Raw genomic sequence first — 23710 nt, 5'->3', positions numbered from 1 at the left:
GGGGCTGAAGTGGAGAACCTGATTGCGCTGCTGGTGGCGGCGCCCTTGCTCGGAGCTGCGGTTCTGCTGTGCGGCGGACGCCGGCTCGACGCCGTCGGCCACTGGATCGGCACGCTGCTGGCGGCCGCGTCCTTCGTGATCGGCGTCGTCCTCTTCGCCGACATGCTCGGCAGCGGCGCCGAGGACCGCACCCTGACGCAGCACCTGTTCAGCTGGATCCCGGTGGAGGGCTTCCAGGCCGACGTCGCCTTCCGGCTCGACCAGCTGTCGATGACGTTCGTCCTGCTGATCACCGGCGTCGGCTCGCTGATCCACCTGTACTCCGTCTCCTACATGGAGCACGACGAGCGCCGCCGCCGCTTCTTCGGCTACCTCAACCTGTTTCTCGCGGCGATGCTGCTGCTCGTCCTCGCCGACAACTACCTGCTGCTGTATGTCGGCTGGGAGGGCGTCGGACTCGCCTCCTACCTGCTGATCGGCTTCTGGCAGCACAAGCCCAGCGCCGCCACCGCCGCGAAGAAGGCCTTCCTGGTCAACCGCGTCGGCGACATGGGCCTGTCCATCGCGATCATGCTGATGTTCCTCTGGTTCGGCACCTTCGCCTTCGGGCCGGTGCTCGGCGGCGAGGGGGAGGCCGGGCTCGCTGGTCAGGCCGGCGAGGGCAAGCTCACCGCGATCGCCCTGATGCTGCTGCTCGCCGCCTGCGGCAAGTCCGCCCAGGTACCGCTCCAGTCCTGGCTCGGGGACGCGATGGAGGGCCCGACCCCGGTCTCGGCCCTCATCCACGCCGCGACCATGGTGACCGCGGGCGTCTACCTGATCGTCCGCTCCGGCGCGATCTTCAACGGCGCGCCCGACGCCCAGCTGGTGGTCGCCATCGTGGGCGCGGTCACGCTGCTCTTCGGTGCGATCGTCGGTTGTGCCAAGGACGACATCAAGAAGGCGCTGGCCGGTTCGACGATGTCGCAGATCGGCTACATGGTGCTGGCCGCCGGACTCGGCCCCATCGGCTACGTCTTCGCGATCATGCACCTGGTGACGCACGGCTTCTTCAAGGCCGGGCTGTTCCTCGGCGCCGGTTCCGTCATGCACGGCATGAACGACGAGGTCGACATGCGCCGCTACGGCGGACTGCGCAAGTACATGCCGGTCACCTTCGTCACCTTCGGCCTCGGCTATCTCGCGATCATCGGCTTCCCGGGCCTGTCCGGCTTCTTCTCCAAGGACAAGATCATCGAGTCGGCGTTCGCCAAGGGCGGCACCGAGGGCTGGATCCTCGGCGGCGTCGCCCTGCTGGGCGCGGCCATCACGGCGTACTACATGACGCGCGTGATGCTGATGACGTTCTTCGGCGAGGAGCGCTGGCGCAAGGCGCCGTCGCCGTCGCCCGCGTCGCCCGACGTGGAGCCGGTCGCCGAGACCCGCGGCGCGTACGAGCCTCCGCACCCGCACGAGTCGCCGAAGCTCATGACGATCCCGATGATCGTGCTGGCCGTCGGTTCGGTGTTCGGCGGCGCGTTCTTCAGCATCGGCGACCGGTTCGTGCACTGGCTGGAGCCCATCACCGGGCACGACCACGGACACGCGCCGATCAGCGCCCTGACGGTCACGGTCTCCACGGTGGCCGTGATGGTGATCGGTGTCGCGGTCGCCTGGGCGCAGTACGGGCGCCGTCCGGTCCCGGCCGTCGCCCCGCGCGGGTCGCTGCTCACCCGGGCCGCCCGGCGCGACCTGCTCCAGGACGACTTCAACCACGTGGTCCTGGTCCGCGGCGGCGAGCACCTCACGCGCTCCCTGGTCTACGTCGACCACACCCTGGTCGACGGGGTCGTCAACGGCACGGCGGCCTCGGTCGGCGGCCTGTCCGGGCGGATGCGCAAGCTGCAGAACGGGTTCGCGCGCAGTTACGCGGTCTCGATGTTCGGCGGTGCGGCGGTCCTCGTCGCCGCGACCCTGCTGATGAGGGCGGTCTGATACCGATGTCCTTTCCCCTGCTGACAGTCACGGCGGCCCTCCCGGCCGTCGGGGCGATCGCCACGGCCGCCGTGCCGGCCGCGAAACGCACGGCGGCCAAGTGGCTGGCGCTGCTGGTCTCGCTGGCCACGCTCGCGCTGGCGATCGCGATCCTGGTCCGCTTCGACCCCGGCGGCGACCGTTACCAGCTCACCGAGTCGCACTCCTGGATCGCGGACTTCGGCGTCCGGTACGAACTGGGCGTGGACGGCATCGCGGTGGCGCTGATCGCGCTGACCGCGCTGCTGATCCCGTTCATCATCCTCGCGGGCTGGCACGATGCCGACCCGCTGGAGACCGGCAGCAGCCGGTGGCGGCCGACGCAGGGCTTCTTCGCCCTGATCCTGGCCGTCGAGGCGATGGTGATCATCTCGTTCGAGGCCACCGACGTCTTCCTCTTCTACATCTTCTTCGAAGCCATGCTCATCCCGATGTACTTCCTCATCGGCGGCTTCGGGGACCGGGCCCACGAGCACGGCGAGAAGACGGCGGCGACGCAGCGGTCCTACGCGGCGGTGAAGTTCCTCCTCTACAACCTGGCCGGCGGTCTGATCATGCTGGCCGCGGTGATCGGGCTCTACGTGGTCGCCGGGAACTTCTCGCTGACGGAGATCGCCCAGGCCCGGGCCAGCGGCGAGCTGGACATGGCGACCAGCACCGAGCGCTGGCTCTTCCTCGGCTTCTTCTTCGCCTTCGCGGTGAAGGCGCCGCTGTGGCCGCTGCACACCTGGCTGCCCAACGCCATGCAGGAGTCGACCGCCCCGGTCGCGGTGCTCATCACGGCGGTCGTCGACAAGGTCGGCACCTTCGCGATGCTCCGCTTCTGCCTCCAGCTCTTCCCGGAGGCGAGCAAGTGGGCGACGCCGGTCATCCTCGTCCTGGCGGTCGTCAGCATCATCTACGGCGCGCTGCTCGCGGTCGGCCAGCGCGACATCAAGCGGCTGATCGCGTACGCGTCGATCTCGCACTTCGGCTTCATCATCATGGGCATCTTCGCGATGACCAGCCAGGGCCAGTCCGGCGCGACGCTGTACATGGTCAACCACGGCATCTCGACCGCGGTGCTGATGCTGATCGCCGGCTTCCTGATCTCGCGGCGCGGTTCGCGGCTCATCGCCGACTACGGCGGGGTGCAGAAGGTGGCGCCGGTACTCGCCGGCACCTTCCTGATCGGCGGCCTCGCGACCCTCTCCCTGCCGGGCCTCGCGCCCTTCATCAGTGAGTTCCTGGTCCTGGTCGGCACGTTCACGCGCTACCCCGTGATCGGCATCATCGCCACCTTCGGCATCGTCCTCGCCGCGCTCTACACCCTCGTCCTCTACCAGCGGACGATGACGGGCCCGGTGAAGCCGGAGGTCTCCGCCATGCCCGACCTGCGGGTGCGCGAGCTGGTCGTGGTGGCGCCGCTGGTCGCGCTGCTGATCTTCCTGGGCGTCTTCCCGAAGCCCGTCACGGACATCGTCAACCCCGCGGTGGAGCAGACCATGTCCGACGTACACAAGAAGGACCCCCAGCCTGAGGTGGAGGCGGCCAAGTGAGCGCAACAGCCGTCCACAGCCTGTGGACAACGGCGGCCGACCCGATCGCCAAGATCGACGCGCCGAAGATCGAGTACGGGCAGCTCGCGCCCACCCTCATCATCGTCGGCGCGGCGATCATCGGAATCCTGGTCGAGGCCTTCGTGCCGCGCAGGGCCCGTTATTACGTGCAGATGTTCGTCTCGGCCGTCGCGCTGGTCGCCGCCTTCGCCGCGGTCGTCGCGCTCGCGGCGGGCGGATACGGCACGACCAAGGCGGGCATCGCGGCGATGGGCGCCATCGCCGTCGACGGACCGGCCCTCTTCCTTCAGGGCACGATCCTGCTGGTGGCGCTGGTCGGCCTGTTCACCTTCGCCGAGCGGCGGCTCGACCCGGAGACGCACGGCAACCGCGTCGACTCCTTCGCCGCGCAGGCCGCGGCCGTACCGGGCAGCGAGAGCGAGCAGAAGGCGGTCAAGGCGGGCTTCACCACCACGGAGGTGTTCCCGCTCCTGCTCTTCGCGGTCGCCGGCATGCTGGTCTTCCCGGCCGCCAACGACCTGCTGACGCTCTTCGTCGCCCTGGAGGTCTTCTCCCTCCCGCTGTACCTGCTGTGCGCGCTGGCCCGCCGCAAGCGGCTCATGTCGCAGGAGGCGGCGGTCAAGTACTTCCTCCTCGGCGCCTTCGCCTCCGCGTTCACCCTCTTCGGCATCGCCCTGCTCTACGGCTACGCGGGCTCCATGTCGTACGGCACGATCGCCCAGGTCGTCGACGGCACCGTGCAGAACGTCACCCCGGCACTCGCCGACACCATGGGCAACGACGCGCTGCTGCTCGTCGGCTCCGCGCTGATCGTCATGGGCCTGCTGTTCAAGGTGGGCGCGGTGCCGTTCCACATGTGGACGCCGGACGTGTACCAGGGCGCGCCGACGCCGGTGACCGGCTTCATGGCGGCGGCGACCAAGGTGGCCGCCTTCGGCGCGCTGCTGCGCATCCTCTACGTCGTCCTGCCCGGCCTGCGCTGGGACTGGCGGCCGGTGATGTGGGCCGTGGCGATCGTCACCATGCTGGGCGGCGCGATCGTCGCGATCACGCAGACCGACATCAAGCGGCTGCTGGCGTACTCGTCCATCGCGCACGCGGGCTTCATCCTCGCCGGTGTCATCGCGACCACGCCGGACGGCATCTCGTCCGTCCTCTTCTACCTGGCCGCGTACTCCTTCGTCACGATCGGCGCCTTCGCCGTGGTGACGCTGGTGCGCGACGCGGGCGGCGAGGCGACGCACCTGTCCAAGTGGGCCGGGCTCGGCCGCAGGTCGCCGCTGGTGGCCGCGGTGTTCGCGATCTTCCTGCTGGCCTTCGCGGGCATCCCGCTGACCTCCGGGTTCTCCGGCAAGTTCGCCGTGTTCAAGGCGGCGGCGGAGGGCGGCGCGGCCCCGTTGGTCGTGATCGGCGTGATCTCCTCGGCGATCGCGGCGTTCTTCTACATCCGCGTGATCGTCCTGATGTTCTTCAGCGAGCCCCGGCCGGAGGGCCCGACGGTGGCGGTCCCGTCCCCCCTGACGATGACGGCGATCGGCGTCGGAGTCGCGGTCACGGTGGTACTCGGCGTGGCACCGCAGTACTTCCTGGACCTGGCCGGCCAGGCGGGGGTCTTCGTGCGCTGACGCGGCGCCTGCCGTGCTTGAGACGGCGGCCCGGCACCCCCTCGGGGGTACCGGGCCGCCGTCGTGCGTGCGGGGCTACTCGCCGCCGCGGCGTGCCTTGATGGCGGTGAGGTCCAGGTCCATCGGGAACGGGGCGCTCAGCTTCATGCGCTCACGGAAGATGCCGACGCTGGTGTAGGCGCCGGTGGTGGGCTCCAGCTCGAAGGCGTGGACGACGGCGAGCCCCTTCTCGTGCTCTACCCGCCAGTAGTGGGCGATGCCGGCGCGCGCGTACTTGAAGGGCTTGGTCTCGCGGTCGCGGGAGACGGACTCGGCGGACACGACCTCGACGGCCAGGGTGACGGCCTCGGCGGGGTAGCGGGTCCGCTCTGGGTCCTCGACCACGTCTGCTCGGACGACGATCACGTCCGGCTCAGGCCGGTTCTGCCTGTCGATGTCGACGGTGACCTCGCGGATGACTTCGAACTCAGCCGGTGCAAGCGAATGAAGCTGCCATTCGAAGAAGCTCACAGCGCGTGAGTGGAAAGTGGTCTGCGGACTCACGAAGACGAGGCTCCCGTCGATCAGCTCCGTGTGCGGAGGCAGGTTCGGAAGCCGGTCCAGATCGTCTGCGGTCCAGCCGCCCTCCGGCGGCATCGGCCAAGCGGGTGTGGACGCCTTCGGTGCGACGCTCATCAGTGCTCCCATGGGACGGAGTCTCGCGGGTGCAATCAGACTATCGGCCGGAAACGGACGAGTCTCCCGCGAACGTGTGAACGACTGTCGTGTCCTTGACGCCGATGACGGTCGTGACGGCGGGCGAGCCTGTGGATAACTCCAGGGCTGTCGGCGCCGCCCCCTATCGTTGAGGCAGTGGTCGGGGCAGGGCGGACCAGGCAGACCAGACGGGCGAGGCAAGACGTACGGGGGACGGGACGATGGGCGGGACGGGTGTGATCGGCGAGATGGCAGAGGCGGCAGAGGCGAGGCGCGTGGACGACGGGGGCAGCGAGGCGCTGGCCACGTTGCACCGGGTCTTCGGGTACGAGGCCTTCCGCGGTGAGCAGCAAGAGGTCGTCGACCACGTGGTCGCGGGCGGCGACGCCGTCGTGCTCATGCCGACCGGCGCCGGAAAGTCGCTGTGCTACCAGATTCCGGCCCTGGTCAGGCCCGGCACCGGCGTCGTGGTCTCGCCGCTCATCGCGCTGATGCAGGACCAGGTGGACGCGCTGCGGGCGCTCGGCGTGCGGGCCGGCTTCATGAACTCCACGCAGGACTTCGACGAGCGCCGCATGGTGGAGGCCGAGTTCCTCGCCGGCGAGCTGGACCTGCTCTACCTGGCGCCCGAGCGGCTGCGCCTGGAGGGCACCCTCGATCTGCTCTCCCGCGGCAAGATCTCGCTCTTCGCCATCGACGAGGCCCACTGCGTCTCGCAGTGGGGCCACGACTTCCGGCCCGACTACCTCGCCCTGTCGCTGCTCGGCGAGCGCTGGCCGGACGTCCCCCGTCTCGCGCTGACGGCGACGGCCACGCACGCGACCCACCGCGAGCTGACCGAGCGGCTGAACATGCCGACGGCGCGGCACTTCGTGGCCAGCTTCGACCGGCCCAACATCCAGTACCGGATCGTGCCGAAGACGGACCCCAAGAAGCAGTTGCTGAGCTTCCTGCGCGAGGAGCACCCGGGCGACGCGGGCATCGTGTACTGCCTCTCGCGCAACTCCGTCGAGAAGACCGCGGAGTTCCTGTCCCGCAACGGCGTGGAGGCGGTGCCGTACCACGCGGGCCTGGACGCGGGCACCCGCGCGGCGCACCAGTCCCGGTTCCTGCGGGAGGAGGGCCTGGTGGTCGTGGCCACCATCGCCTTCGGCATGGGCATCGACAAGCCGGACGTGCGGTTCGTCGCCCACCTGGACCTGCCCAAGTCGGTCGAGGGCTACTACCAGGAGACCGGCCGCGCCGGCCGCGACGGACTGCCGTCGACCGCGTGGATGGCGTACGGACTCAACGACGTCATACAGCAGCGCAAGCTGATCCAGTCCGGCGAGGGCGACGAGGCCTTCCGCCGTCGGGCCCAGTCCCACCTGGACTCCATGCTGGCGCTGTGCGAGACGGTCCGCTGCCGCCGCGGCCAGCTTCTCGCCTACTTCGGCCAGGATCCGGACCCGTCCGGGTGCGGCAACTGCGACACCTGCCTCTCCCCTCCGGAGACCTGGGACGGCACGGTGGCGGCGCAGAAGGTGCTGTCCACGGTGGTGCGGCTGAAGCGGGAGCGCGGGCAGAAGTTCGGCGCCGGGCAGATCATCGACATCCTGCTGGGCAAGCGCACCGCCAAGGTGATCCAGTTCGACCACGACCAGCTCTCGGTGTTCGGCATCGGCGAGGATCTCGCGGAGAGCGAGTGGCGCGGTGTCGCCCGGCAGCTCCTCGCCCAGGGACTGCTCGCGGTCGAGGGGGAGTACGGCACGCTGGTGCTGACCGACGACAGCGGGGCGGTGCTGCGGCGGGAGCGCGAGGTGCCGCTGCGCAAGGAGCCCAAGAAGCCGGCGGCGGCACGCGGGACGGCCTCCCGCGGCGAGCGCAAGGCCAAGGCCGCCGCGGCCGAGCTGTCCGAGGAGCTCCAGCCGGCGTTTGAGGCGCTGCGCGCCTGGCGGGCGGAGCAGGCCCGCGAACAGGGCGTCCCGGCCTACGTGATCTTCCACGACGCCACGCTCAGGGAGATCGCCACGGTATGGCCCACCTCCGTCGGGCAGCTCGGCGGCATCAGCGGCGTCGGTGAGAAGAAGCTCGCGACCTACGGGGAGGGAGTGATCGCCGTGCTCGCGGGACTCGCGGGGGCGGCGCAGGCGGCTCCCCCCTCCGGCGGCGACACCGGGCCCGGCCCGGACGAGTGGCCCGACACCGAGCCCGAGCCGGAGCCCGAGGACTGGATATAGAGGAGTGGATATAGAGGGCCGGACCTGGCTGTAGGGGACGCGGCCGGGCGCCGGACGTCCCGGCCGGTTCTCGGCGTCACAGGGCCCGGGCCGCGTACGCCCTGACGTCGGCGTCGCTGTCGGTGGTCGCCGTGGCGAGGGCCGCCCTGGCGTCCGGCGTGCCGTCCGCGTGCCGGGTCAGGGCCAGGACCGCGGCCTTGCGCACGTCGGCGTTCGGATCGGCGAGGGCCTTGGCGAGGACGGGGACCGCGCTGCCCGGGACCGCCGCGGAAAGAGCGCCGGCCGCTCCGGCCCGGACCTGCCAGGCGGGATCGGACAGCGCGGCGACCGCCCGTTCCGCGAGCGGCGCCGGGCAGCCAGTCCGGGCCAGGGCCGCGAAGGCCGCGCCGCGGACCAGGGCGTCGGGGTCCTCGGTGAGCCGGTCGAGCGCACCGCCGGCACCGGTGGGCGCCCGCAGCGTCCCCAGCGCCTTGGCGACGGTGACCCGGACCTCGCGGGACGGGTCCTCCGCCGCCGGGGAGAGCGACTCCGCCGCGTCCAGGGACACCAGCCCGCGTACCGCCTCGATGCGCACCGAGGGGTCCGGGTCGCCGAGGTACGCGGTGAAGGTGCCGGTCTCGCCCAGCCGCAGAATGCGCAGCAGGTCGAGGGCGGTGGCGCGGACCACCGGGTCGACCTCGGCCAGCGCCCGCACCAGGGGTTCGCCCAGGGCCGGTTCGGGCGCCAGCGTGTCGGCCAGTTCGCGCAGCGAGGCCGCGGCGGCGGCGCGCACCTCGGCGTCCGCGTCGGCCAGGGCGGCGGCCAGGGCGGGGCCGGTGCCGACGGGGGTGGTCTCGGTGAGCACGGTGACCGCCGTGCGCCGTACCGCGGGTTCGGGATCGGACAGGTAGGGGCGGAGGGCGGGCAGTTCGGGTTCGTCGTCGGCGAGGGCGAGCAGTTCGAGGAGGCGGGGGGAGGTCGTCGCGGTGGGCCCGGCGGAGCCGCCGCGCTCCTCGCCGGGGCCCGTGGGCGGCGTCCCCGCGGCGCGGGGCGCCGCGTCGCGCGGGCCGGCCGTCGCCACCTGCTCCGGGTGCACCTCGCCGAGGTGTTGGGAGACACCGCCGACCGGCGTGAACTCGTCGATCGGCACCAGATACGGAGCCACGGGACGGACCGTGAACTCCATCGCGCCGGAGGGGGACTTGTGCAGATCGAGATGGTGGAACCAGGCGTCGTCGTCGCGCTCCGGGATGTCGACGCGCTCGTGGTAGAGACCCCAGCGGGACTCGGTGCGGGCCAGCGAGGCCCGGGCGGCCATCTCCGCGCAGTCGCGGATGAAGGAGACCTCGGCGCAGCGCATCAGCTCGTGCGGGGTACGCGCGCCCATCGACGCGATGTCCGCCCGCATCCGCTCGAAGGACTCCAGGGCGAGCGACAGCCGGGCGCCGGACTTCGGCGGGGCCACGTAGTCGTTGACGAAGCGGCGCAGCTTGTACTCGACCTGGGGCTGCGGCGGGCCGTCGGGGTTGCGCAGCGGGCGGTAGACCAGTTCGTGCGCCTCACGCAGCTGGTCGGACGGCAGTTCGCCCGAGTACGCCGTGTGTCGCGACGCGTCCGCACCCGCCAGGTCGCCGAAGACGAACGCGCCGATCATGTAGTTGTGCGGCACGCAGGCCAGGTCGCCGGCGGCGTAGAGGCGCGGGACCGTGGTGCGGGCGTGGTCGTCCACTCGTACCCCCGAGGCGGAGTGGCCGCCGCACAGGCCGATCTCGGAGATGTGCATCTCGACGTCGTGGGTGCGGTAGTCGTGCCCGCGGCCCGCGTGGAAGGTGCCGCGCGTCGGGCGCTCGGTCGAGTGCAGGATCGACTCCAGCGCGGAGACGGACTCCTCCGGGAGATGGCTGAGCTTCAGGTACACCGGCCCCCGGTCGCCGGCCACCTCCGCGGCGAACTCGGCCATCATCTGGCCCGACCAGTAGTCGGAGTCGACGAAGCGCTCGCCGTGCCGGTTGACCTGGTAGCCGCCGAAGGGGTTGGCGACGTAGGCGCAGGCGGGGCCGTTGTAGTCCTTGATCAGCGGGTTGATCTGGAAGCACTCGATGCCGGTCAGTTCGGCGCCCGCGTGGTAGGCCATGGCGTAGCCGTCACCGGCGTTGGTGGGGTTCTCGTAGGTGCCGTAGAGGTAGCCGGACGCGGGCAGGCCGAGCCGTCCGGCGGCTCCGGTCGCCAGGATCACGGCGCCCGCGCGGACGGTCACGAACCCGCCCGTGCGGGTGTTGAACCCGGCCGCGCCCACCGCCCGGCCCTCCGCCGTCAGGACCCGCACCGGCATCACGCGGTTCTCGATGCGGATCCGCTCGCGCATCTCGCGCCGCCGCAACTGCCGGTACAGGACCTTCTTGACGTCCTTGCCCTCCGGCATCGGGAGCACGTAGGAGCCGGAGCGGTGCACCTGCCGGACCGCGTAGTCGCCGTGCTCGTCCTTCTCGAACTTCACCCCGTACGACTCCAGCCGCTGGACCATGGCGAAGCCGCGGGTGGCGGTCTGGCGGACGGTGGACTGGTCGACGATGCCGTCGTTGGCGCGGGTGATCTCGGCGACGTAGTCGTCGGGTTCGGCACGGCCGGGGACGACGGCGTTGTTGACGCCGTCCATGCCCATGGCGAGGGCGCCGGAGTGCCGGACGTGGGCCTTCTCCAGGAGCAGGACGTCCGCGCCGTGCTCGGCCGCGGTCAGCGCGGCCATCGTGCCGGCGGTGCCGCCACCGATGACGAGGACGTCGCAGGTGAGTTCTTCGGCGTCGGTGAGCGCGGGGATCTCCACCAGAGGGCCTTTCAGGTGCCGAGGGATGTCAGTACGTCGCGCCGCAGCGCCACCCGTGCCGGATCGTCGTGCGCGGCACGCTCCCGGGGCCGGGGCACGTCGCGGACGGCGGTGAGGCGGCCGGCCCCGAGCAGGGCCACCCGGTCGCCGAGGAACAGGGCCTCGTCCACGTCGTGGGTGACGAAGACGACGGTGGCGCCGGTGCCGCGCAACACCTCCACCAGCAGGTCCTGCATGCCGGCACGGGTCTGGGCGTCGAGGGCGCCGAAGGGTTCGTCCATCAGGACGGCGCGGGGGTGCCCGGCGAGCGCGCGGGCCAGCTGGGCGCGCTGGCGCTGCCCCCCGGAGACGCGGTGCGGCAACTGCCGTGCCTGCGCGGTGAGTCCCACGCGGTCCAGCCAGGACGCCGCCTGGTCCCGGCGTCCGGCGCGGGACAGGCCCTGGATGGCGAGGGGGAGTTCGACGTTGGCGCGCAGGGTGCGCCAGGGCAGGAGGGCGTCCTCCTGGAAGACCAGCGCGCGGTCCGCTCCCGGGCCGGTGATCAGGTGCCCGTCCTGTTCCGCCGTCCCGGCCAGTGGGGGCAGCAGCCCGGCCAGGGTGCGCAGCAGGGTCGACTTGCCGCAGCCGGAGGGGCCGACGACGGTGAGGATCTCGCCGGGGGAGACGTCGACGTCCACGCCGGTCAGCGCGGTGGCGCCGGGGCGGCCGAGGACGGCGTCGCGGAGGGTGAGCCGGGTGCCGCGCGGGGATCGGGTGCCGGTGGCCGTGTTCGCACCGGTGGCGTTCTTCGTGCCGGTCGCGGTACCGGTTCCGGTCGCCGTCCCGGCCCCGGTGTCGGTCCCGGCCTCAGTCTCGGACGAGGTGCTCATCGCGTGCCTCCTCGGGTTCGGTGCTCGTGGGCACGGCGGCGTCCGCGGACGAGGATGCCGCGCCGGCCCGCCGTACGGGCCTCGGCCGGGCGGCGGGGACGTACGCCGTGCGGGGCAGCCAGTGGGTCAGGCGGCGGCCCAGCAGTTCGACGGCGGTGGAGGTCAGCCAGCCGAGTACGCCGATGGTGACCATGCCGACGAAGACGCCCGGGTAGTCGACGACGGTGTAGTCCTGCCAGGTGCGGTAGCCGACGCCGTACTGGCCGGAGATCATCTCGGCGGAGATCACGCAGATCCACGAGACGCCGATGCCGACCGACAGACCGCCGAACACGCCGGGCAGGGCGCCCGGCAGGACCACCGAGGCGAGCACCCGCCACCGGCCGCCGCCCATGGTGCGGACCGCCTCCTCCCACGTCGGGGAGAGCGCGCGGACCGCGTGCCGGGTGGAGACCAGCACCGGGAAGAAGGCGGCGGTGCAGGTGATGAAGACGATGCCCTGCTCGTTGGAGGGGAAGAGGAGGATCGCCACGGGGACGAGGGCGATCGCGGGGACGGGGCGGATCACCTCCAGCACCGGGCCGAGCAGGTCCTCGGCCGGCCGCGAGCGCGCCACGAGCACACCGGTCGCCACGCCCAGGACGGCGGCGAGCAGGAAGCCGGTGAGGATGCGGGTGAGGCTGTCGGTGAGGTCCGTCCAGTAGTCGGGTCCCGCCAGCCGGTCCGCGAAGGCGTGGGCCACGTCGGTGACGGTGGGGAACTGCGAGAAGCGCAGCCACAGGTCGACGTCCCGGCTGGTCAGCAGCTGCCAGAGACCGAGGGCGGCGGCGAGCGAGACGGCGCGCAGCGCGTACCGGATCACGACGCCCGCTCCAGCGCCTCGGCGTACGTGACGACGCGGGCTCCGCCGTGGTCGGCGACGTACTCCCGCGCGGTCTCCGGGGCGAGGAAGGGCAGCAGTCCGGAGCCGTCGGCCACCCACACCGCCTTGTCGGCGAACCAGAGGGTGCCGGTGGTGGCGTCGGGGACGTAGGCGGCGCGCACCTCGTCGCGGTGGGCGGCCACGTGCTTCAGCAGGGCGCCGGGGGAGGTGAAGGAGAGGGTCTTGCTCGCTCCCTTCGGCCAGACCTCCCCGGCCGGCTCCGGCGGCCCGGCGGCGAGCCGCTCGGCGTACGCGGCCGGACCGAGTGCCTTCTTGACGTACCGGTCGTCCACGAAGGCGTCCACGTCCACGTCGCCGGTGAGCTTCGCCTTCCGGAGGATCGACACGTCCTTCTTGAGGGCCGCGACGAGCTGGGGCTTGATCGCCGGGTCGAAGGTGGCGATGCCCTGGGCGCCGTTGTAGAGGTAGACGGCCTCGGCGGGCAGGCCGGTGGCCTTCGCGACCTTCTCGGCGGCGGCCACCGGGTGGGCGTCGAGATAGTCGGTCGCCTGCGCCTGGGCCCTCAGGAACGCCTCCAGTACGGCGGGGCGCTCCTTCGCGAAGTCCTCGCGGGCGGTGACGCCGTGGAAGGTGGGCAGGTCGAGCCGCGCGCCGTCGTACAGGGCCTTCGCCTTGCCCTGGTGGGCGAGCAGGCCGGGCCACGCGACGAACTGGGACAGGGCGTCCGCGCTGCCCGAGGAGAGGGCGGAGGCGCCCACCGCGGGCTGCTGGTTGAGTTTCTCGATGTCCTCGGCGGGGTCGAGGCCGGCGCGTTGCAGGGCTCGTACGAGCGTGCCGTCGGCGGCCGATCCGACGCTCGTCGAGACCTTCTTGCCCTTGAGGTCCTTCAGGGAGGTGAGCGAGGAACCGGGCGCGGTCACGATGGTGTTGAGGCCGCCGCGGAGGTTGTAGCCGGTGACCGAGACCAGGCGGGTCGGCTTGCCGAGCTGCTTGCCGCGGGCCGCGTTGATGAGCAGCGGGAAGTCGCCCATCGAACCTATGTCGATCTTCCCGGCGGTCATCTGGGCGGTGATGGGGGCGCCGGTGGCGTAGTCCTGCCAGTCCACCTTGTAGGTGACGCCGTCGCCGAGGGCGTTGAGCTGCCGCTCGAAGTGGCCGAGGGAGCGGAGCAGGGTGCCGGCGGTGACCGTGTTGATCGTCCGGGACTGGTAGCCGACGGTCACGGTGACCGTGGAGCCGTCCCCGCCGGCCGACGCGTCGCCGCCGCAGGCGGTGAGGGAGAGGAGCAGGGTCACGGCGGCCGCGGACGCGGTGGCGGGGAGCGCGGTGCGTTTCGGTTTCATGGGAGTCGGCCTCTCACCGGAGCAGGTAGGGCATGTTGACCGTGACCGCCCCGGTGGGGCAGCGGGCGGCGCACGGGCCGCAGTACCAGCACTCGTCGACGTGCATGTAGGCCTTGCCGTTGCGCTCGTCGATGGCGAGGGAGTCCAGCGGGCACATGTCCACGCAGAGGGTGCAGCCTTCGATGCACTTCGACTCGTCGATGGTCACGGGCACGTCGGCCCGCTGGGGCGCCAAGGGCATGGCTGTCTCCAGGGAGGGTGCGCGAAAGGGGTGTTCAGAGGGACCGGTGCAGCAGGCCGCTCATCGCGATGCGGTCGCCGCGGAAGCGGACGAACTCCAGGTCCACGGGGCGGCCGTCGGCGAGGTGGGTGAGCCGTTCCAGCATGAGGACGGCGGTGCCGCGCGGCGCCTCCAGCACGGCGGCGGTGTGCGCGTCCGCGGTCACCGCCTCCAAGGTGATGTCGGCGTGGCCGAGCGGCCGGCCGGTGACGGATTCCAGGAGGCGGAAGACGTCGGTGTTCTCCAGGTCGGCGCCGAGCAGGGCGGTGCCGATGTCGAGGGGCAGGTAGGTGAGGTCGAGGGAGAGGGGGACGCCGCCCAGGCGGCGCAGACGCTCGATGTAGAGGACGTCGGCGTTGGGCGGTACGCGGAGGCGTTCGGCGACCGGGGCGGGGGCCGGTACGGGGACCGTGGTGCGGACCTCGTTGGTGACGCGGCCCTGTTCGTGCAGGGTCTCCGCGAGGCCCATCAGCCGGTCGAGCCCGTGGGCGTACTTGCGGGCCACGACCACGGTGCCGATGCCGGGCCGGCGGGCCACGAGGCCCTCGGCGCGCAGCAGGTCGAGGGCCTGGCGGACGGTGTTGCGGGTGGCGCCGTAGTCGACGGCGAGGGCGTCCTCGTGGGGGAGTGTGCCGTCGGGGAAGGCGTCGTCCAGGAGTTGGCGGCGGAGCAGGTCGGCGAGCTGACGGGCCCGGTCGGCGCGCAACCGGCGGCGCGCGCGGTGGGCGGCGACGGTGGTCGCGCCCTGGCCGGCGTGGTCGCGGATGCGGTCGGTGGGCGGCATGGCTGGAACCATACCTATCCGGTGGGGTTGGTGGTGTTGCTGGATTGTTGCGCCACCGGGGTCTCCGCCGGGTGGGGGGATGAGCTGGGGTTTTTGGGAGTGAAGGCGGGACTTCTGCCGCCGGTTCGCGGAGTTGCCGGGCGCCGTCGTGGGCCGGGGGTGGGTGCCGTGGGGAGTTACGTGAGCGCCGTCAAGCCCGGGGCGAAGGTGATCAAGAGGGGGACGAGGGGGACCAGCGCGGCCGTTGCCGTGGTCAGGGCGCGGTGGCGCGGGGTCAGGCGGGGCGGGGGCTCCAGGAGGCGGTCGACTCGTTCGCCGAGGAGGCGGTGGCTGGAGGCGCAGGACAGGACGCCGCGGTGCTGGTTCAGCTCGATCAGGGCCAGCGCCGTGGTCAGGTGGCCGCAGCGACGGGAGGCGGTGTCGTCGGCGGACAGTTCGACCAGGCGATGCGTCTGGTCGCAGAAGTGGGCGAAGAGCGGGACGCGCGGGAAGCCGGTGGCCAGCGCGGTGGAAAGGTGCAGCAGCCAGTCGTGGCGGGCCCGGGCGTGGCCGCGCTCGTGGGTGAGCACGGCGTCGAGCTGGTGGTCGGTGAGGCGGTGCAGGGCGCCCGTGGTGACGATCAGCTGGGCCGGGCTGCCCGGCAGCCACCAGGCGTCCGGGTACTCGTCCTCCAGGACCAGCAGCGGCCCGCGGGCGGCGGGGAGGCCGGCGGGCAGGTCGGGGGCGCGCTCGCGCAGGTGCGCGCGGGACCGGGCGCGCCGCCGGCGGGCCTCGACGAGTTCGCGGCCCAGCATCGCGGTCGTCCAGGCGGCGCCGGCGGCCAGCAGCAGGGTGAGGGCGGCAGCCCAGGCCGGCCCGGCGGAGAGGTTGTACGCGGCGGTCACCGCGGGCGGCGCCGGTGCGAAGAGCTGGGCGCGGACGGTGCCGAAGACGGCGGTGGCACCGAGGGCCAGGGCCGTCAGACAGCACAGCAGGACCGTGGCGACCAGGCACTGCCACACCCACAGCGCGACCACGGGGTCCCGCTCCGGCCACGCGGACCGGGTCAGCGCGCGCGGCACCGGCACCGCGGCGGTCACGGCGACGGCGAACAGCAGGAGCAGGCAGACGGTCATGCCACTGGCTCCGGATCCTGGTCGAGAGGACGGGCGGCTCTGGCAGTGCGGACGGAGTGCCCGCGCACACCGTCCGACGCCAGTATGCCGCCGTCGGACGGTGTGGGTCAGGTGCCGGCGGGCACCGGTTCCGAAAGCTCCGCCGCCGCCCGGTCCCGCCTCATTCCCCCCGTCCGGTCACCCGCCCCGTCACCTCGCCCAGACCCACCCGGATCCCGTCCGGACCCGGTGCCCACGCCGACAGGGTCACCACGTCCCCGTCCTCCAGGAACGTCCGCTTGCCGTCGGGGAGTTCCAGCGCGTCGCGGCCGTTCCAGGTCAGCTCCAGCAGTGACCCGCGTTCCCGCTCGCCGGGTCCGCTCACCGTGCCTGAGCCGTAGAGGTCGCCGGTGCGCAGTGAGGCGCCGTTGACGGTCATGTGGGCCAACTGCTGGGCGGCCGTCCAGTACATGGTGGAGAACGGCGGCTCGGAGATGACGTGACCGTTGACCGTGACGGTGATCCGCAGGTCGTAGCCGCCGGGCTCGGCGTGGTCGTCCGCCGTGTCGTCCAGGTAGGGCAGCAGCTCGTGCGTGCGCGCGGGGGGCGCCACCCGCGCCTCCTCCAGGGCGTCCAGCGGCGTGATCCACGCCGACACCGAGGTGGCGAAGGACTTGCCGAGGAACGGGCCGAGGGGGACGTACTCCCAGGCCTGGACGTCCCGCGCGGACCAGTCGTTGAGCAGGCAGAGCCCGAAGACGTGCTCGCGGAAGTCGCCGAGCGCGACCGTGCTGCCCGGTTCGGACGGCACCCCCACCACGAACCCGACCTCGGCCTCGATGTCGAGGCGGACGGACGGGCCGAAGACGGGCGCGGCGTCGGCCGGTGCCTTGCGCTGCCCGGACGGGCGCACGACGTCCGTGCCCGAGACGAACACCGTGCCGGAGCGGCCGTGGTAGCCGATCGGGAGGTGCTTCCAGTTCGGGGTGAGGGAGTCGGCGGCGTCGGGGCGGAAGATCTGGCCGACGTTGCGGGCGTGGTTCTCGGACGCGTAGAAGTCGACGTAGTCCGCGACCTCGAACGGCAGGTGCAGGGTCACCGACGACAGCGGGTGGAAGAGGGGTTCCAGCGTCTCGCGGTGGGAGGGCACCGTCACCCACGCCGTCAGCGCGCGCCGCACGTCGGACCAGGCCGTGCGGCCGGCGGCCAGCAGCGGGTTGAGGGTGGGCCGCGCGAGCAGGGAGGCGTACGGCGATCCGAGCGCGTGGGCCGCCGCGCCGGCGTCGAGGACGTGGTCGCCGAGGCGGACGCCCACCGTCCGCTCCCGCGTGCCGGGGATCGAGAACACGCCGTACGGAAGGTTGTGCGGGCCGAAGGGGTCGCCCTCGGGGACATCGAAGGGGGGCATCGGGTGCTGCCTCGCTTTCGTGCTCGCCATGTGCGCCGTGCGCGCCGTGTGCGCCACGTGGCCGGTGTGCGCCGCGTGGTGCGTGGACTGGCCACACGTTACGGGTGACACGGCCGTCTTGGGCAGTGCGGCGGGAGGTGGCTCCATGTGGGGGAAGAGGGCGTGCGCAGGCGGGCCGACGTGCGCGGACCCGTCCGCGCGCCGGTGCCCGAGAGGCAGGAAGTGACCGTGGGACGGGAGCTCCGCCGACGGCGCACGCCCGCGCGCACGGTTGTGGATGTGGCGCTCCGCGTCCGTTCGTGTGCGGGAAGTTGTCCACAGGCCGACACGCAATCTTGACGGAGCGGTGCGAACAGGGAGACTCTGGGCGGGTGCCGGGAGGTCTCGGGGAGGGGGCCTCCGACGGCACATCTGGGGGGAACGGATGGCCATTGGGGAGGCCGGTCCGGGTTCGGAGCGGGATGGTTCACGGCCGGGCAGACGGCTGGAAGAGACCATGCGCGGCCGGCTCGACCGGGAATGCGTGTATGTACCGTCATGCCGATTCGGGCTGTACGCGGCACTGCGTCACTGGTGCCCGCCCGGCGGCCGGGTCCTGATGTCGCCGGTCAACGACGACGTCATCTTCTTCGTCGTGCTCGCGGCCGGTCTGCGCCCCGTTCAGGCGCCGCTGGACCCGTCGGACGCGTCCATCGACGTCGACGCCGTGCCCGACGGCGTCTGGGGCTCGCTGTCCGCCGTACTGACGACCAACCTGTACGGCAACCCGGACCAGGCGCCCCGGCTGCGCGCCCGCTGCGACGCCCTGGGCATCCCGCTGTTCGAGGACGCGGCGCACGCCATCGGCAGCGAGGTGGGCGGCCGGCCGGTCGGCGCCTGGGGCGACGCCTCCGTCTTCAGCCTGTCCAAGCACGTCGGCGCCAAGGCCGGGGGGATCCTCGCGGTCGCCGACCCGGGACTGCGGGAGACGCTGGCGAAGACCTGCGAAGACCTGCTGCTGCCGCGCCGTACGCGGGCCGAAGTCGCCTACGCCGCACGGCCGTACGCGGAGGCCGCCGTGCGCGGGCTGGGGCTGCGCCGGGCCGCCTGGGCCACGCTGCGGATGCTGGGGCGGATGGAGCGCGAGGAGATCCGGATGCCGCTGCGTCCGCAGGAGCTGGCCCGCGCCGCCGCCTCGGCACCCGGCCTCGACGCCCACGACCCCTGGGTCCGCGTCGACATGCACGACTACCGGCTGCGCGGCGGCCGGTTCCGGCTCGGCCGGATCGGGCGCGGGCTCGACCGGCTGGACCGGGTCCTGGCGGACTGCCGGGCGGGGACGGAACTGCTGCTGTCGACGCCCTGGGCGGGACCTGCCGGGTGGGAGGGAACGCGCAGCCGGACTCCCGGCAGCACCCAGCCCCTGTTCCGCGTGCCGCTGCTCGTGGCCGACCGGGACGCGGCGGTCCGGGCGCTGGCCCGGCGCGGCATCATCGTCGGCTACCTGTACGACCCGCCGCTCGACGACTACGCGGGCGCCGCCTTCACCGACCCGTCGCCCGCGCCCGAGGGGGCCCGCTGGTTCGCGCGGCACGCGCTGCCCGTCGAACCGCTGCGGGCCCGCGCCGTGATCGCGGCGCTGGAGGAGTCCGGCGTACGACCGGCCAAGGCACCGGAGGGGTTGATTCCGTCCGGTGGCTGAGACCCGGGTGCACGAGACGGCCGTCGAACCGGCGGACGGCGGCACCGCGCTGCCCGAGAGCGGGCACGGGGGCGACTCGCTCTTCAAGAACGCCTACTTCCTGATGCTCAGCACCGGCGTCTCGGCCGTGCTCGGCCTGGGCTTCTGGCTCGTGGCCGCCCGCTACTACTCGGAGGAGGCCGTCGGACAGGGCTCCGCCGCCATCGCCGCCATGCGGCTGCTCGCCAGCATCACGGCGACGACGATGATCGGCGCCGTGGTCCGCTTCGTGCCGCGCGCCGGCCGCGCCACCGGACCGCTGGTGTGGCGTGCGTACGCGGCGAGTTCGGTGGTCGTCGCCGTGGCCGCCGTGGTCTTCCTGCTCACCCTCGACCTGTGGGGTGCCTCGTACGCCCCGCTGGGCACCGCCGCGATGGGGACCCTGTTCGTCCTGGCGTGCGTGGCGTGGGCGCTGCTCACCCTCCAGGACGGCGTGCTGACCGGCTTGCGCAAGGCGGAGTGGGTGCCCGCGGGGAACGCGGTGTTCTCGGTCGGGAAGCTGGTCCTGCTCGCCGTCTTCGCCGCCTCGCTGCCGGTGCTCGGCATCTTCGTGTCCTGGGCCGTGGCCATCGCCTTCTCCACCGTGCCGCTTGGCTGGCTGATCTTCCGCAGGCTGATCCCGCGCCAGGCCGAGGCCGACCGCGACGTGGAGCCGCCGGAGCCCCGCGAGATGGGCCGCTTCCTGGCCGGGGACTCGCTGGGGGCGCTGTTCAGCCTGGCGATGATCAACCTGCTGCCGGTGATGGTCGCGGTCAACTTCAGCGCCGCGCAGAACGGCTACTTCTACGTGGCCTACACCGTCGGCGGCACGATGGAGTTCATGGCCATCAACATGGCCTCCTCGCTCACCGCGCACGCCTCGCACGACCCGCGCCGCCTCGCCGACGGCATCCGGGGAGCGCTGCGCCGCATGACGGTGCTGCTGGTGCCGGTGGTGCTCTTCCTGGTCGTCTTCGCCCCGCAGATCCTCGCCCCCTTCGACGAGGACTACGCCGAGCACGGCTCCACGGTGCTGCGGCTGCTCGCCCTCGGTGCGCTGCCGAGGATCGTGGTCGAGCTGTACATCGGCGTACTCCGCGTCCAGGGGCGCACCGGTGTGCTCGCCGCGGTGCAGGGCGCCATGTGCGTCCTCGTCCTGGGCAGCGCGGCGATGCTGTTCACGCCGGCCGGGATCTCCGGTGCCGGCTGGGCCGTGTTGGTGAGCATGACGGTCGTCGCCCTGGGCTGCGCACCCGGCCTGCGCTCCGCCCTGCGGGGCATCGACGGGGCCGGTCGTTCCGGCGACCCGGGTGCCACCGTGGACACCGGCCCGCTCCGGCCGAGGCCACGGCCCGGGACCTCCCACGGCCACGGCCCGGCCCGGCTGAACCCCACCGCCGGGTACGGCACGACCTGGGCCCGGCGGGCGGCGTCCGAGGGCGGACGGTCCGAGGACGCGTCCGGGGAGGACACCGTCGCCCTGTTCATAGGGCGCCCCGGGTACGAACGGGAGGCCCTGGAGGCGGACACCCTCGCGGTGATCCGCCGGCCACGCCAACCCGACCCGGACGCCCAGGTCCCCGACCCGGACCCGCACGTCCACGACCCAAACCCACGCGTCCCCGACCCGGACCCGCACGTCCACGAACCGGACGCCCGCGCCCACGCCGCGAATGCCGGCGCCCCCGGCCCCCACGACGCCGACCCGGGCCCGATCCCGGAGCGCTACCTCAGGCCCGCCCTGTGGCTGCTGTGCGCCGCCGCCGCCGTCGTCTTCTGGGTGGCGTCGCGCGGACTGCCCTGGCTGGACGGCACGCCCGGGACCGGCGCCGAACTCACCGGCCGCGAGCTGCTGCGCGGGCTGCCCCTCCCGGCGCTGCTCGCGGGCGCCGTGCTGCTCGTGGTGTTCGTCGCGGCGGTGACCCTGTCCGTACGCCCCGACCCGTGGCTCCCCGGCGCCGCGCTGGGCTCCGCCGTACTCGCGCTGCACGCGGCGCCCGTCGCCCTCGGCCGGGAACCGGAGGCGGTGGACGGGGAGTTGTACGCGAGGGCCGCCGCATTCCTCGCGGAGGCGCTGGGCCTCGACGGACCGGACCCGGTGCTGCGCTGGGCACCGCTCGCCCTCCAGCTGCTGTGCCTCGTACCGCTGTGGACGCTGCTCACCAAGGCGGGCGGCCGGCTGCCCTGGCAGGGGCGCTGGGGTGTCCTCTACCTCGCCGCGGTCGGGAGCTGGCTCTGGCGGCAGGAACTCGCGCCGGTGGCGCCGCCGCTCCTCCTGCTGCTCGTCCTCGCGGCCCTGCTCCTGTCGGTGCGCCGCCCGGCCGAGACACCGCACCACACAAGACACACCGAACACACCACCAGCCACATCAGCCACACCAGCCACACCAGACCGACAGACACGTTCCGGGACTGATCAAGCACAGAGCCGATTCGCCAGGGGGGAACCGTCGTGCGTCCGCCAGCAACTCCACGGGAGAGATCCGCACCAGAGCCCGTGCCCGAGACCGGGGAGACCCCCGCACACCCGGAGCAGCCAGAGCACGACTCCCGCACCTCGCAGGAGGCGGCCACCACGCGTTCGCACGAGGCCTCCGCCCGGCCGGGCCCGTCCGCTCCCACCCCCGCCGTCCGGCGGGCGCGCGTGGCGGCCGCCTGGCCCGCCGTGCCGCTGCTCGCCGCGCTCGCGCTGTGGGTCTACGCGGTGCGGCACACCGACGTGTCCGCCCTGGACGACTACGGCCTCGTCAGCGCGCTGCACCCCACCTTCTGGGCCGGCCTCGCCGTGCTCACCGCGGGCTTCTGGTTCACGGTCCGCGACCCGCGCCGCCGGGCCGGCTGGCCGGCGGCCTACGTCCTCGGCCTGCTGGTGATCGAGCGGGCCACCCAGGCCGTGCTCTACCCGACCCCGCTGTACGCGTGGGCGTGGAAGCACGACGCGGTCATCGACCACCTGCTGACGTCCGGCGGACTCCAGAGCGCGGACCGGCTCGGCGACATGGCGGTGTACGACCAGTGGCCCGGCTTCTTCGCGGCGCAGGCAGCGCTGGTGCGGCTCCTCGGCGTGGACAACGCGGCGATGTACATGGCGTGGTGGCCGCTGGTCTCCAGCGTGCTGCTGCTCCTGCCGCTGCTGCTGATCTACCGGACCTTCACCGAGGACCGGCGCCTGATCTGGACCGCCATGTGGCTGTTCTGCGTCGGCAACTGGGTGGGCCAGGACTACTTCTCGCCGCAGTCCGTCGCCTTCGCCCTGCACCTGGGCGTCCTCGCGGTCGTCCTGCGCCGCTACGGCCGTCCCGGCGGCCGGCAGCGGCAGGCGGTGTGGACCGTGCTGCTCAGCGTGCTGGTCATCGCCATCGTCGTCTCGCACCAGCTGACGCCCGGCATGCTCGTCGTCACGCTCCTCGCGCTGGCTTTCACCCGGCGCCATCGCGACTGGGTCCCGCTGGTCACCACGGTCGTGATCTTCCTGGCCTGGTGCCTCACCGCCGCGCTGCCCTTCCTGTCCGCGGCCATGCCGGACATGATCCGTTCCGTCGGCGACATCGGGGCCAACGTCGAGACCGGGTACGGGTCCACCCCCACCGGCACCGGCGCGGTCGCCACCTCCTGGGCGGCCCGGCTGCTCTCGGGTTCCGTACTGCTGCTGGCGCTGGCAGGCGTACTGCGCCAAAGGGCCCTGCGGCAGCGGGCGCTGCCGCTGCTGCTGGTCGCGGCGGCCCCGCTGCCGATGTTCGTGGCGTCCAGTTACGGCAGCGAGATGATCTTCCGGGTGCTGATGTTCATGCTGCCCGGCGCGGCCTTCTTCGCCGCCGCCGCGCTGCTGCCCAGGGTCCCCGCGCCGATCACCGACGCGCGGGAGACGGAGCGCGGGAAACCGCCCGCCCCCGCCGGCGCCCAACGCCGCCGGTCCCCCCTGCCCTCGCTGCCGCCCCTGCGGTACGCGGCCTGGCTCTCACCGCTCGTGCTGCTCGCCGGGACCCTCGCCTTCGTACCGAGCTACTCGGGCAAGGACCGCGTCAACTACTTCCCGCCCGGCGAGGTGGCGCTCGTGCGGCAGCTCTTCGACCAGGCACCCGACGACTCCCTCGTCGTCGCCGCCAACCGCAACTACCCGCTCGCCTACGAGCAGTACTGGCGGGTCGACCACTACTGGTTCCTCGAGGACACCCGGGCCCACGTCGACGACATCGTGCGCGACCCCGCGGCCGTCCTCGCCCGCGACATGGCCGGCGTGGAAGCACCGGCCCGCGCCTACTTCCTGCTCACCCAGGGGCAGGTGGCCAACTCCGAGATGAACGGCCAGCTGAACACGGCCCAGTTGAGACGCGTGAGGGAGTCCGTCGCGGACTCGCCGCGCTTCGAGCGCGTGGCGCGGAACAGCGCGGGCGTGCTCTACGTCCTGAAACCGGCGAGCTGAGGAGGGCACCCG

16 protein-coding genes are annotated in these 23710 nt (G+C 72.6%); 7 read left to right on the top strand and 9 right to left on the bottom strand.

Features of this window, described 5'->3' with window-relative positions; translation table 11 throughout:
• Positions 1-9: 9 nt before the first annotated feature.
• The 3 genes from nuoL to nuoN are packed head-to-tail and all read left to right on the top strand — an operon-like array spanning position 10 to position 5197.
• A complete protein-coding gene (gene nuoL, locus ACZ67M_RS15585) occupies positions 10-1974 on the top strand; it encodes an NADH-quinone oxidoreductase subunit L (protein ID WP_469851187.1) in 1965 nt (654 codons plus the stop codon).
• A gap of 5 nt (positions 1975-1979) precedes the next feature.
• Positions 1980-3551: an NADH-quinone oxidoreductase subunit M gene (locus ACZ67M_RS15580; RefSeq protein ID WP_361353112.1), complete on the top strand. Its 1572-nt coding sequence runs from the start codon at positions 1980-1982 to the stop codon at positions 3549-3551.
• Entirely contained in the window at positions 3548-5197 is a 1650-nt protein-coding gene (gene nuoN / locus ACZ67M_RS15575) for an NADH-quinone oxidoreductase subunit NuoN (RefSeq protein ID WP_392099018.1), read from the top strand. The genes ACZ67M_RS15580 and nuoN overlap by 4 nt, the downstream gene beginning before the upstream one ends.
• 75 nt (positions 5198-5272) lie before the next feature.
• Here the strand turns inward: nuoN and ACZ67M_RS15570 are convergent, their stop codons facing one another.
• Positions 5273-5872 carry a Uma2 family endonuclease gene (locus ACZ67M_RS15570; protein WP_469851185.1) on the bottom strand — a complete coding sequence of 200 codons (600 nt, stop codon included), beginning with the start codon at positions 5870-5872 and terminating at the stop codon, positions 5273-5275.
• Positions 5873-6114: 242 nt separating this feature from the next.
• Between ACZ67M_RS15570 and recQ the strand changes: the two genes are divergently transcribed.
• On the top strand, positions 6115-8112 hold the full coding sequence (recQ, locus tag ACZ67M_RS15565; protein ID WP_469851183.1) for a DNA helicase RecQ: 1998 nt from the start codon (positions 6115-6117) through the stop codon (positions 8110-8112).
• Positions 8113-8188: 76 nt separating this feature from the next.
• Here recQ and ACZ67M_RS15560 read toward each other — a convergent pair whose 3' ends face one another.
• The 8 genes from ACZ67M_RS15560 to fahA form a co-directional block, all read right to left on the bottom strand.
• Entirely contained in the window at positions 8189-10915 is a 2727-nt protein-coding gene (locus tag ACZ67M_RS15560; RefSeq protein ID WP_469851182.1) for a fumarate reductase/succinate dehydrogenase flavoprotein subunit, read from the bottom strand.
• An 11-nt stretch (positions 10916-10926) separates the two neighbouring features.
• On the bottom strand, positions 10927-11784 hold the full coding sequence (locus tag ACZ67M_RS15555; protein ID WP_469851181.1) for an ABC transporter ATP-binding protein: 858 nt from the start codon (positions 11782-11784) through the stop codon (positions 10927-10929).
• Complete coding sequence (locus ACZ67M_RS15550; protein WP_392099027.1) at positions 11762-12646, bottom strand: ABC transporter permease; 885 nt, start codon at positions 12644-12646, stop codon at positions 11762-11764. The genes ACZ67M_RS15555 and ACZ67M_RS15550 overlap by 23 nt, the downstream gene beginning before the upstream one ends.
• Positions 12643-14010, bottom strand: coding sequence for an ABC transporter substrate-binding protein (locus tag ACZ67M_RS15545; RefSeq protein ID WP_392234339.1), 1368 nt, complete (start codon positions 14008-14010; stop codon positions 12643-12645). The genes ACZ67M_RS15550 and ACZ67M_RS15545 overlap by 4 nt, the downstream gene beginning before the upstream one ends.
• Positions 14011-14023: 13 nt before the next feature.
• On the bottom strand, positions 14024-14251 hold the full coding sequence (locus ACZ67M_RS15540) for a 4Fe-4S dicluster domain-containing protein (RefSeq protein WP_030145386.1): 228 nt from the start codon (positions 14249-14251) through the stop codon (positions 14024-14026).
• 34 nt (positions 14252-14285) lie between these two features.
• Positions 14286-15074 (bottom strand): GntR family transcriptional regulator, encoded by a 789-nt coding sequence (locus ACZ67M_RS15535; RefSeq protein ID WP_469851178.1) that lies wholly within the window; start codon positions 15072-15074, stop codon positions 14286-14288.
• 176 nt (positions 15075-15250) lie between these two features.
• A complete protein-coding gene (locus ACZ67M_RS15530; RefSeq protein WP_361353089.1) occupies positions 15251-16189 on the bottom strand; it encodes a M56 family metallopeptidase in 939 nt (312 codons plus the stop codon).
• A gap of 160 nt (positions 16190-16349) precedes the next feature.
• Positions 16350-17576 carry a fumarylacetoacetase gene (gene fahA / locus ACZ67M_RS15525; RefSeq protein ID WP_392234341.1) on the bottom strand — a complete coding sequence of 409 codons (1227 nt, stop codon included), beginning with the start codon at positions 17574-17576 and terminating at the stop codon, positions 16350-16352.
• A gap of 496 nt (positions 17577-18072) precedes the next feature.
• Between fahA and ACZ67M_RS15520 the strand changes: the two genes are divergently transcribed.
• From ACZ67M_RS15520 to ACZ67M_RS15510, 3 genes are all read left to right on the top strand, one after another.
• Positions 18073-19257, top strand: a complete 1185-nt coding sequence (locus tag ACZ67M_RS15520; protein WP_469851176.1) for a DegT/DnrJ/EryC1/StrS family aminotransferase — start codon at positions 18073-18075, stop codon at positions 19255-19257.
• Complete coding sequence (locus ACZ67M_RS15515; RefSeq protein WP_469851174.1) at positions 19250-21691, top strand: lipopolysaccharide biosynthesis protein; 2442 nt, start codon at positions 19250-19252, stop codon at positions 21689-21691. Before ACZ67M_RS15520 ends, ACZ67M_RS15515 begins: the two co-directional genes overlap by 8 nt.
• Before the next feature lie 81 nt (positions 21692-21772).
• Positions 21773-23698 carry a glycosyltransferase gene (locus tag ACZ67M_RS15510; protein WP_469851172.1) on the top strand — a complete coding sequence of 642 codons (1926 nt, stop codon included), beginning with the start codon at positions 21773-21775 and terminating at the stop codon, positions 23696-23698.
• The last annotated feature ends 12 nt before the right edge of the window (positions 23699-23710 follow it).

The sequence above is a fragment of the Streptomyces sp. NPDC107500 genome, assembly GCF_055582785.1.
This window is presented reverse-complemented; position numbering and strand designations above follow the sequence as displayed.

Excerpts from the sequence above, each read along its gene's own strand:
- ACZ67M_RS15555 (WP_469851181.1), bottom strand. The coding sequence starts at position 11,784 with ATGAGCACCTCGTCCGAGACTGAGGCCGGGACCGACACCGGGGCCGGG.
- ACZ67M_RS15535 (WP_469851178.1), bottom strand. The coding sequence starts at position 15,074 with ATGCCGCCCACCGACCGCATCCGCGACCACGCCGGCCAGGGCGCGACC.
- ACZ67M_RS15570 (WP_469851185.1), bottom strand. The coding sequence starts at position 5,872 with ATGAGCGTCGCACCGAAGGCGTCCACACCCGCTTGGCCGATGCCGCCG.
- ACZ67M_RS15580 (WP_361353112.1), top strand. The coding sequence starts at position 1,980 with ATGTCCTTTCCCCTGCTGACAGTCACGGCGGCCCTCCCGGCCGTCGGG.
- ACZ67M_RS15520 (WP_469851176.1), top strand. The coding sequence starts at position 18,073 with ATGCGCGGCCGGCTCGACCGGGAATGCGTGTATGTACCGTCATGCCGA.
- fahA (WP_392234341.1), bottom strand. The coding sequence starts at position 17,576 with ATGCCCCCCTTCGATGTCCCCGAGGGCGACCCCTTCGGCCCGCACAAC.
- ACZ67M_RS15545 (WP_392234339.1), bottom strand. The coding sequence starts at position 14,010 with ATGAAACCGAAACGCACCGCGCTCCCCGCCACCGCGTCCGCGGCCGCC.
- ACZ67M_RS15530 (WP_361353089.1), bottom strand. The coding sequence starts at position 16,189 with ATGACCGTCTGCCTGCTCCTGCTGTTCGCCGTCGCCGTGACCGCCGCG.
- recQ (WP_469851183.1), top strand. The coding sequence starts at position 6,115 with ATGGGCGGGACGGGTGTGATCGGCGAGATGGCAGAGGCGGCAGAGGCG.
- ACZ67M_RS15540 (WP_030145386.1), bottom strand. The coding sequence starts at position 14,251 with ATGCCCTTGGCGCCCCAGCGGGCCGACGTGCCCGTGACCATCGACGAG.